Below are 11,204 nucleotides of genomic sequence, written 5' to 3' on the forward strand. Positions count from 1 at the left end.
ATAGGATCTGAGCGTTTATCGCGTTATTAAGGGATTAAGCTTAAAAACGGAATTAATACGCCATGTTAATTAAAAGTAGGCATTAGCTGTGTAATGAAGGTTACCGTTTTTAAATACCTAACCCTTTTGCTACGCAGTTAATCTAATTCTAAATTTGCACGTTCAACACTCTCTGCTGGCAGCTCTTTTTGTACCGATACGCCCAGCTCTTTAAACTCGCTTGCCTGTTTAATTAGGTTACCTTTACCTCGGTAAAGCTGCGAAAACGCTTTGTCGTAGCTTTCTTTAGCACGATCGAGCTGTTTGCCAACCCCTTCCATACTGGTTAAAAAGCCATTGAGCTTGTTATAAAAACGCTCGGCTCGAGCTGCCAATTCTTTTGAGTATTTAGTTTGTTCTTCAAAGCGCCATAGCTGTTTAACTATATTTAAACTAGTGAGTAAGGTAGTGGGGGTTGCCACTAGAATATTTTTTTCGATTGCTTGCTGGTAAATATCACTTTGGTATTTAAGCGCTTCAACAAAGGCTGACTCTATTGGTACAAACATCACCACTACTTCAGGCGAGTTAAGCCCAGGTAGACGGTCGTACGATTTACTCGCAAGCTCGTTTATACGCGCTTTAACAGCCTCAACGTGCTCTTTAATAGCTTGCTGTGCTTCTAGCTCGTTATCGGCGTTAACATAGCGTGTGTAGGCGTTTAACGAAGTTTTAGCGTCAATAACTAAATGGCGACCTTGGGGTAAATACACAACTACATCGGGGCGTAAGCGGCCGTCTTCGGTGTTAAACGACACCTCGCGTTTATAGTCTACGCCTGCGCGTAAGCCTGCGCTGTCGAGCACGTTTTCTAGCATTAACTCGCCCCAATTGCCTTGGGTTTTCTTTTGCCCTTGTAGAGCGTTACTGAGCCTGTCGGCTTGCTCGGTTATGGCTTGGCTTTTTGCTTGTAAATGTAATAACTCGGTTTTAAGCGCGGCGCGTTGTTTTAAGTCTTCAACATGGATTGACTCCATTTTGTCGCGAAAGCCTTTTAGCTCGCCTTGCACTGGTTTTAATAGTTGCTCAATGCTTTCTTGATTGAGCACTTTAAACTTTTGAGACTTTTCTTCTAAAATTTGATTCGCTAAGTTTTCGAACTCTTTTTTAAGCATCTCTTTGCTTTGCTCTATTTGTGCAAGTTGTTCGCTAAAGTGTTGTTGTTTTTGCTCAAGCGTAGTGCGTATATTATTTAGCTCTACATCGCGTTGGCTATATTGTTTGCGCAGTGCACTTAGCTCGGCTTCGGCTTTTTGCCAAAACTGATTATATTGCTGGCTTTGTTTTTCTTGTTCGGTAAAGCGGGTTTTAAAGTGCTGCGCTTGGTCGCGTTGCTCTTGATGGGTATGCTCTAAAAGTTCGTGATCATCCGCTAATTGGGTGTATTGCAGGGTTTTGTTATCAAACTGACTTTGCAATAACGACAACTGCTGTTGCTGCTCACTAAGTTGTTGTTTTAATTTTTTACTAAGCGATGCAGATACTAGGCTACAAAGTACGCCACCTGCGGTAACGCCTACGCCTACACTTAGCCAATCAATGCTAGTTAATAACTGAGAAAACATAAAATAAACTTATTAAATTTAGAGACATGCCATCATAACGAATAACTATCGATAGCAGTAGGGGCGGGATATAAATTAAAGGCATAAAAAAAGCCAACCTATAAAAGGTTGGCCTAACATTACTAAAACTAGTAACCAAATAGGGAAATCAACATGAAACTTGCGTTAACAACAATTCATCACAAGCATAATAGTAGACGGCAAATTGAATATTTAGTTCAACAATAATTTAAATTTATTTATATGTTGTTTAAGAAGGCTACTAAGTAAATTTTTTGCAAAAAAAAGCCAACTCAAACGAGCTGGCTCAATCATTACTAAACTTAGTAACTAAATAGGGGAATCAACATGAAACTTGAATTAACTGCAATGTAATCACAAGCATAATAGTAGACGGCAAGTTGAGTATTTAGTTCAATAATAATTTAAATTTATTTATATGTTGTTTAAGAGGGCTACTAAGTAATTTTTTGCAAAAAAAAAGCCAACTCAAACGAGTTGGCTTAATCATTACTAAATTTAGTAACTAAATAGGGGGATCAACATGAAACTTGGTTGAACTGCAATTCAACCGCTAGCAAAATAGTAGACGCTGCATATTTAATTAAGTTCAAAAAAAGTATAAAAAAATTAAACTTAAGTTTTGTGTAAAGCAGCCGTGTAAAAAAGGCATAAAAAAAGCCAGCCCTAAAGTGGGCTGGCTAAATCATTACTTATTTAAGTAACTAAATGGGAAATCAACATAATGCTTGGTTAAACTGCAATTTAACCGCTAGCATAATAGTAGACGCTGCATATTTAATTAAGTTCAAAAAAGATCAGAATATTTACAGACATTTTTAATCTTTAATTAAAGAGAGCATTTGTTGCTCGTCAAACTGGGTAAAACTCATTGATTTTTCGGTAAATAATGCATCTACAAGAGCTTGTTTATCTTGTTGCATTTTAAATACTTTTTCTTCAATTGAATTTGCCATAATAAGTTTATACACAAACACAGGATTAGTTTGGCCAATACGATAAGCACGATCTGTCGCTTGTTTTTCTACTGCTGGGTTCCACCAAGGATCGTAATGAATTACTGTGTCGGCTTGCGTTAAATTAAGCCCCGTTCCACCGGCTTTTAAACTAATTAAAAACACCGATGTTGCACCACTGGTAAACTCATCAATCACTTTATCGCGCTGGCGCGTTTGTCCGGTTAGTAAACTAAAGTTTATATTTATTTCTTTTAGGCGTTCAGCAATAAGATCGAGCGCAGAAGTAAACTGACTAAATATAATTACTTTTCTACCTAGGCTTAGCATTAGCGGTAAGCGATTACTTAGCCATTCTAGTTTTGCACTGCCAGCCTGAGTTGTTGGCTCTATTAATTTAGGGTGACAACAAATTTGCCTTAATTTTAACAGCGCTTCTAAAAAGGCGAGTTTACTTTTTTTCATACCTTGTTCAGAAAACAGATCAGTTAGTTTTTCTTCTAATGCCTGAGTAATACTGTTGTACATTTCTTTTTGTTTTGGCTCAAATTCAAACTCTTTAATTAACTCTGTTTTTAGCGGTAACTCTTGTGCAACTTGCGCTTTAGTACGGCGTAATATAAACGGCATAATTAAGTCTTTAAGTTGCTGTGCTCGCTCTGCATTGCTCTCACGCTCAATTGGCGTTTGGAAGTGAGTTTTAAAATGCGTTTGCGAGCCAAGTAATGACGGCATAGCAAAATCAAGTAATGATTTAAGCTCGAATAAGTTGTTCTCTATTGGCGTACCACTTAAGCAAAGCTTAAAGTCGGCATTAAGGCGCTTCACTAAACGCGATACCTGCGCGGTATCGTTTTTAATATATTGCGCTTCGTCGAGTATAATATTTTCAAAATAAAGTGGTGAATAATACGCAATATCGCGTTTAAGTAGCGGATAAGTAGTTAATATACATTGTGCTTGCGCTACATTTTGTAATAACTCATTACGCTGGGCACCAAAAATAGTGGTTACTTTTAAGTTTTTAGCAAACTTGGTTATTTCTTTTTCCCAATTGCTTACTAGGCTTGTAGGGCACACAATGAGTGTAGGGCCTGCTTGCGCATTATTATAACTACTTGTTAGATAGGCAATAACTTGCAGAGTTTTACCTAATCCCATGTCGTCTGCTAAAATTCCGCCAAGCTGATGGCGTTTTAAAAAGTTTAACCACGCAACGCCTTGCTGCTGATACTCGCGCAATACAACTGAGTCATTTAACCCTTGTATAAGCGTAGTGGGGCGCGACTGGTCATTACTATTTAGCTCTTCTAAATAACGTGACAATGACTCGTCGTGTAGTTCAACATTTATAGCAGTATGACTTACCAGTTCAGGCAAGTATGAAAGCGGAATATTAAATTCATCTCTGGTTTTTATAAATTCAAATCGTTGTTTAAACTCATTTAACAAATGCAACGCTGCTTTATTTATAGCGCCAAACTCACGACCTATTGGGTAGTAATAAAACAACTCACTTTGACGATTTAACGATTCATAATGAGCATCTGTTTGATTAAATAATAATGTAGCTTTAGCATCGTTTAATATAATTTTGCACTGCATTTGATGCCCCGCAGTACGGTGTACATGCAAAGCTACTTGGCTTTGTGGGTTAACAGCATTTACTTTACTAACCGATACTTTCCAGCCTCGTTGAACAAAGCTAGGAAACACCTCATACACTAACCAGTGTAAGTGAATGGGCGATTGTTTATTAAAAATAAACTCACTTTGTAAACCCCCTTTACAAAAATCGAAACCTAAGTTTATTAGCTCGTTTTTTACGGTGTTTTCAAAAGCACTATTTACTAGGGTTTCTGGCGCTGTGCCTGCCAAATAATTTTTATTTTTATATTTAAACAATAACGAAAGCGTTAATCCTTCCGCCGACATTGTTACTTTTAAAACCGCATTACTAGAGAGTTTTGAGGTATTGTTTTTTTCATTAGTGGGATGCGGAATAACACCCGAGCCAAAGTTATCGGCGAGTTGTTTATAAATACGGTCAAAATTAGTGTCGTGTAATGCTGGAATTGTTTGTAAATGAGCAATTTCATCTGCACTTAAGGGCGTGCGAATGCGTCCTACTTTATAAGTATCGAGATCTAAATAAGTAGGTGGCGTTGTTTTAATTAGTGTCCAATTTTTGCTGTTTTCTAAATTAACTTTTAATTGGGTTAGATCTTTTACTTGCTGCCAACTAAAGCTTAACGCTTGCCCTGTTTGCGCTTTAATTGATACGCGTGATCGTTGTAAAAACAATCTTTCAGTTGCTATAAGCTGTTGCAGTGCGTTAAAACCCCATTGCCCTTTAAGCTCAATATTACCTACTGCATTTTGTGAACGTATCCAGCTAAATAATCTAAAGTCGCTTTCTAATAAATCGCTAGGAGTTACAAAGCTGTTTAGCTGTTGCTCGGTAAGGTTACGGCCTAAGGCATAGCTTTGATTTTCATCGTAATTAGCTATTTTGGGCGTTAAAAACACTTTATTGTTTTCTACATCTAATACAAATAAAAGCACTTGTGAAGGCGGTTGTTCGGTACTGTTTTTAAGTGCTCCGAGTTCAGTAAACCAATCATTAATAAAGTAGTCTTCGCCGTACTCACCAGAGTGTTCTATTTTAAGTTTGAGCAAAATAGCAGCTAAGTGGCGGCATTTCGTTTTAACGTTACAGGTACAGTGAGTATCTACCGAATAACCAGTAGGTACTTTACTGATCTCAATACGTTGATTAAACGAAATACCTTTGTCGCCACGTACTGTTGAATCCACAACTGAAAAATCGCTATTATGCTCTAACCAGCTAATTTGGCCGTTTTTATAATACGCTTTACCTTTAGCCAATACGGCGGGCTTGAACAATTTTTTAATGAAGCGTTCAGAAAGAGGAAACTGGGTAGCCTGCTCATTTTTAATTTCTTCAAAAATAGCCATTAGATCAGTTTTAGATAAGTTAGCAGACATGTCACTCAAAGTATTAAATTTTAAAAACAATTTTTTTAGTATATGCCTTATATGCTCTGAGCTAAAGCAATATTAACGTTAAATAAACTGGTTGGAGCTGAGCGCTTAGTAAAAAATTGCTTTATAGCTAAATAATGCGCTAATTATTATTTATTTAAAATAAAACACACAGCTAACTCACAAGTTAAAAACAACTTACTAACACAAGGAGGGGGTTTACAGATCAGCTTTATACTAACAAAGCGCAAAACAGGTAGGATCTAAGATAAAAAGGTAATTTAGTTAGTAAAAAGCTGATCTAAAATAGGCAAGTAACTCTTTTATGCTTAAATTTTGCTATATGGGATCAGTTTTTTACTAACTTAAAGGGTGTACAGATCAATATTTAACTAAGCTAACACCCTTGTAGATCATTATTTTACTAACTAGTTAAATGCAGCTAATAGCTTAGTAAGTTGTTCTAAGCGCTTGTCTGTCATAACTTTATTGTTTATTTTTACTGAAACATCACCATTTTTTAAACTGCGCTGTACTGAAACAAAGTTACTCTCAAGCACAACTTCACGTTTAACGGCTATTTGTGGCTCGGTAGTTAAATACTTAGTAATGGCCATTGCACGCTTGTCATCGCTTGCTGCTGCGTTTATGTCTTCATGGTTAGCAATGTCAGCAACTAGCAAGTTAAAGGCTGCTTGGTCGCGCTCCTTTGCGCTAATCAGCTTTTTAGCCACTTCACGGCCAACATGATTAGCTGTAGGGTAAAGTGCAACAACATCTGCAGGGATTTGCTCGAATGCTTTTATTGCATCGGCAACCGCGGTATGCGATACGCCTTCAATAACTGCAATTTCACGGTAAGAGCCTTTTTTACCTTGCTCAATTAATTCATTTTTAGTGTTTTGATAAGCTTGTCCAAGTTCCCACAAGCTAGGTGCTATGTATTGATCAGACGAAACAGCTAAAATTTTTGCATCTTGATCAGTAAAGTCGCTAGAGCTCAACACTAAATAATCGGCATTACCCAAAATGCAGGCTTTACGGCGGCGTGATCCCGCAAGTACTAAGCTTGTATCGCCTTGATCCCAAAGAAGTGCCGGGTGTTGATTACGGCCATCTTCTTTTATTGCCGGTAGAATATCGGATACCGACTTTTCATTTAACAGCGACTGTACACGGCGGTTTTTGCCATATACCTGGGTTGTTGACTCAATGTCACTATGGGAAATCACTTTACAAACTAGGGTAATTTCTCTGCTAGGATCACTTGGCGCTGGCATACGAATTACATCGCCTGCATTTGCTTGCTCTAATAAAGCATCAAGACTACTACTACCAACCGCTGTTGCAAAAGGATCTAAGCGGGTGTCATTTTTACGTTTTTTAGCCATTTTTGTTTAACATCCTTACTTAGGGGTATTTAGTTTTGATTGTGTAGATTGCCAATTAGAGCGGATCAGCATTTCAAGCTCATCAACTACATCTTTTATATTTTCTTGGGCACGCATTAACGATTCGCGACTCGCTAAACTATCTGATGCTTTTTGATCAAAAATAGTGTTAAACGAAGACGAACTCGCTGTAATTGCTGAGCTATGATTAATTGGGTAACTCATTACTTGGCGACCAAAGGCACTACGAACATCTTTAACGATATCGCGTTGCGAGTGGTTACCTTTTACATAGTTAGTTACTAAAAACTGCATAAAGTCCCATCCTTCATGGCCTAGGGCTGCAACTGTATGATAAATCTCACCTAAACGTTTTAAATATTTATTATTTGCATCAAAGTCTACTGCTTCTGGATGAACCGGTATTAGCATTGCTGTAGATGCCATTAACGCATTATAAAACATAAAGTTAAGTGTTGGAGCTGTGTCGATTAATAACACATCAAACTCGTCTTTTACTGGGTCAATTACTTTTTCAAGTAACTTATGATAATGACGGGTTTGTTCATAATTTGAGGTGTCTTTGAGTAAAGTAGCTGTTTCATGTTCAAAATAAAAATCATCCATACCAGATGGTAAAACACGAATATTTGGAATATGTGTAGGTAAAAATGAGCTTGATACAAATTCAGGCCACGTTTCACCTTCGTCTAATTCAATACAATCACGCATTAAATCGCCAACGGTGATTGGATCGGGCTCTGCCGATGGAAAAAAGCTAGATGATGAACCTTGAGGATCTAAATCAATAATACCAATACGGTAGCGTTTTATATTAGTAGTTGCCAGTGCTGCTGCAATATTAACCATACTAGTTGTTTTACCACAACCGCCTTTTAGGGAGTTAATTACAATAACTTGCAGTTTGTCATCACCAGTACGGTGATCGGGCTGAATATCCATAATATCGGCCATAGCAAAAATATTTACCAAAGTGTAAGCGTAATGACCATTTGCACCACGTTTGATATTTAAATTATCAAAATCACCATTGTCGTGACGTCTTTTTAAGGTACGATTGTTACAACCAAGCAGATCGGCAGCTGCTTTTTGCGTATAAGTTCTTAATTCTTTTTCTTCAGATTTAAGATGAGCGCGATAATGTTGTATACGTCCTTCTAGAGACTTTTCGGCAACTTCAGCTGTTGCTTTCAAAAGCCGGTAGGTACTTAGCGCATTATTATTGATAGACATACTTAATTCCTCAAAGTTAGGCTGTTAGTATAATGTCCATTCAATTTGCTGTAAACAACTATTTATAGTGACATGTGTTTTATAAACAAGACATCTAATAATATTTTTACATGCTTAATATCTCTTAGTATAAATAGAGAGGTTAAGTATGGTTAAGTATATAAGGTATTAAAGGATAGAAGCTTAAATAAAGATCATAAACACATGATTTATATGAATAATAATAAAATAAGCAGATCAGCTTTATACTTGGTTAAGATCAGATCTTTATCTACTAGCAGATCAGCTTTTTACTAAGCTGAAAATTAAAACAATAGTTACGCACAGGTTAATCATTAAGTTGTGCACAAAAAAGGTCTGTTAGATCAGTTTTATACTAAGTAAATTATAAAGTTATACACCGACTCTGTAGTAAAAGAAGGCTTTTAATTAGTATAGATCTGATCTGTAGTAGGTACAGATCAGATCTATGCTAACTCAATATGTGCTTATCCACAGGGCTTTTAGTTTTTTAGTTAATTTGTCGTGTTAAATATTAAAAATTTAGCTTTGTAATGGACAAAAATCTCACTGAGTTAGTAAAAATGAGATTTGTAACTGCCTAGTTAGTAAAATAATGATCTGAAATTGAGTTAATTAGCATCCGCTTAGTATAATAGTGATCCGAAGGTTTTATTTTAGCTCAGATCACTTTTATACTAACTTAAACATTTAACTTTTTTGTCTTTATGTGTTGTTATTAGCTGTCGCAATAAAAATGGAAATAACAACAATGAGCCGAAAGGTCAACATCTCGGTAGATAACTTGCCCGATACACTAAGGGGCCAAATTCACGGGGTGGAAAGTGCAATTGATAATGAAAGCTTAGCGCTGTTTACAGATAATAAAGATGTGCGGATTTCGATAGAAAATGCAGCTCATGGATTACGTGCTTATTCGAATACTTTTAACCATTATGATTTATGGGGACGCTTTGTCCGTTCGGGGCATAAAAAATTACCATTAGAAGAAGCACCTAAAAAAACAATAATTACACGCAAAATATCTGAAAAAATAGATGGTATTTTGTACGACGGTGAATTAAAAATAACGCCGGCGGTTGTTAGCACACGCAAAGATGGTGAAGACGTAGAATATTTGGTTTGGCCATCAGATCGAGAAGAAAAAGTAGAACGTGCGCTGATCCGTTTAGCTTCTAAAGGTAAAATAGTAAAAATAAATTTTAAGTCCGGTATTCAATATGCTGTTGTTTTTTCAATGAACGAATTAGCACAAGAGCTGAAAACCGTTGGCCAATCTATGCCATATCCACAAATTAAAGAATCACTTGAAGCATTACAAGGCTCGAAACTTTCGTTTAAATATTCAGCAACAGACACCAAAAATACAAATATTGATGATTCATTTTACGAATCGAACATGAACTTTTTATCGTCACTGCATTTTAGTGGAAAAAAAGGTCAAGGCGGGAATGTTAAATGTGTTGCGTGTTTAAATGCATTTGTGCATAACATGATTGATAACCTTGAATATAAAGGATATTACTTTAACAGCGCCCAAGAATTAAAACGCGGATTGTCGCGTTGGATGATGCTGCGCTTATATCATCTTTGGCGTTATGCAGCGCCGGGTAAAACATACCATTTTAGATTACTGTCTATTATGGAAAAGTACGGCTCAATTTATTCAACGGATAATATTACCGAAAATAAATTAAAAGCGCTGCGTCGTGATATGACCACAACAATGAAAGATCTGATCGAAAAAGGGGCTATCTCTGAGTACAGTATTACCAATGTTAAAGACGACAAAACCGGTAATATTATTGACTACACTTACGAAATGCATCCATCAGACCAATTTTGTGATGAGATACTTACTCTGAATAAACACAATAAACGTATTGAAATACAAGGCGGTAAGCGTATTGTTGAAAATGCTGTGCTTATTGATGAAGACAAACTTGTTGAAATAGTAGATAAGTAATTTTTATTACAGAGTCCAATAATAACAAAGGTCACCTAGCGTGACCTTTTTAACATAATCACTTTTCTACTTGTTCTAAATAAAGTCGATCTACTAAAAAATCATAGTCACGTTTTCGTGGATGACTTAATGGTTTTTCGTAATTTGGTAATATCCCAAGCTTTACGTCTGGTTCTGGGTTTATTAAAATAAAAGGTAGCGCCGCACTGACGTGATAACGGTTTTGCGCGGTATAACGCACATTTACCTGAGGGCTAACTCGAGTAGGGCGCCTAATTCTAAGTTTTTCTTTTTCACCTAAACTTGCTACCCGTAATTGCTCTTGTGCTACTAGCGCCTGCCATTTTTGCTGGTCGATCATTCTGGGGTTTCTATAACTAGCTGACTTTTGTAACATTTCGAGGGCCATTTTTTTGGTCAGTGTTTTAGTTGCATGTTTGTGCATCCAGGTAAATCGTACTGAAAAAGGCGATTCATGTTCACTATGAATTTTTCGATAAGCAGCCAAAGTAATTAAGTTGGGTACTGCATTATGCACCGCTTCAAAACGAGCATCGTTGTTATCAATAGCTAAAATACACTCTTTAAACGCTGCTTTTGCCTTATTTACTTGAGCAATTCGATTAATTAGTGCTTGTTTGTCAGCATTTTTTATAACTAATAGGCCAGGATGACGCTTTAAAACTCGGCTACTTAGCCCTTGTTTTTTATAAATGTCAGTAAAGGAATTTAATATAGCTTTATGTGCTAGTTCGCCTGATATTTTAGTAACTTTAATCGATTCGGCCACTTTATCTTCATCAACAGTGCTTATATCAGGAAGTTGATAATATTCGGCTTTTGTATATTCACATAGATTAAGCTCTTCTATTAGCCTTAATGTTAGTTCGCTCATTAAATCAAACTGACTTCTTATTTGTACTTTAGTTACCATGCAACCTCCAAAGAACACATCTTACCTAACTAATTATCACACATAACCTTA

Annotated in this window: 6 protein-coding genes; 1 reads left to right on the forward strand and 5 read right to left on the reverse strand. The window is 36.5% G+C overall.

Annotated elements, in window-relative coordinates; translation table 11 throughout:
• Window positions 1-137: 137 nt before the first annotated feature.
• From rmuC to AAEY55_RS07435, 4 genes are all read right to left on the reverse strand, one after another.
• On the reverse strand, window positions 138-1,604 hold the full coding sequence (gene rmuC / locus AAEY55_RS07420) for a DNA recombination protein RmuC (RefSeq protein WP_192532220.1): 1,467 nt from the start codon (window positions 1,602-1,604) through the stop codon (window positions 138-140).
• Between the two features lie 839 nt (window positions 1,605-2,443).
• Window positions 2,444-5,590: a DEAD/DEAH box helicase gene (locus AAEY55_RS07425; RefSeq protein WP_197182636.1), complete on the reverse strand. Its 3,147-nt coding sequence runs from the start codon at window positions 5,588-5,590 to the stop codon at window positions 2,444-2,446.
• 425 nt (window positions 5,591-6,015) lie between these two features.
• The gene (locus tag AAEY55_RS07430; RefSeq protein ID WP_011329645.1) at window positions 6,016-6,978 is read right to left on the reverse strand and encodes a transcriptional regulator; all 963 of its coding nucleotides are present in this window, start codon (window positions 6,976-6,978) and stop codon (window positions 6,016-6,018) included.
• A gap of 15 nt (window positions 6,979-6,993) precedes the next feature.
• The gene (locus AAEY55_RS07435) at window positions 6,994-8,232 is read right to left on the reverse strand and encodes an AAA family ATPase (protein WP_058374625.1); all 1,239 of its coding nucleotides are present in this window, start codon (window positions 8,230-8,232) and stop codon (window positions 6,994-6,996) included.
• A gap of 772 nt (window positions 8,233-9,004) precedes the next feature.
• Between AAEY55_RS07435 and AAEY55_RS07440 the strand changes: the two genes are divergently transcribed.
• A complete protein-coding gene (locus tag AAEY55_RS07440) occupies window positions 9,005-10,219 on the forward strand; it encodes a hypothetical protein (protein ID WP_011330184.1) in 1,215 nt (404 codons plus the stop codon).
• 58 nt (window positions 10,220-10,277) lie between these two features.
• Here AAEY55_RS07440 and AAEY55_RS07445 read toward each other — a convergent pair whose 3' ends face one another.
• Window positions 10,278-11,153: a DNA replication terminus site-binding protein gene (locus tag AAEY55_RS07445; RefSeq protein WP_011330183.1), complete on the reverse strand. Its 876-nt coding sequence runs from the start codon at window positions 11,151-11,153 to the stop codon at window positions 10,278-10,280.
• Between the last annotated feature and the right edge of the window lie 51 nt (window positions 11,154-11,204).

This window comes from Pseudoalteromonas sp. 120-MNA-CIBAN-0494 (genome assembly GCF_040308885.1).
GTDB classification, from domain to species: domain Bacteria; phylum Pseudomonadota; class Gammaproteobacteria; order Enterobacterales; family Alteromonadaceae; genus Pseudoalteromonas; species Pseudoalteromonas nigrifaciens.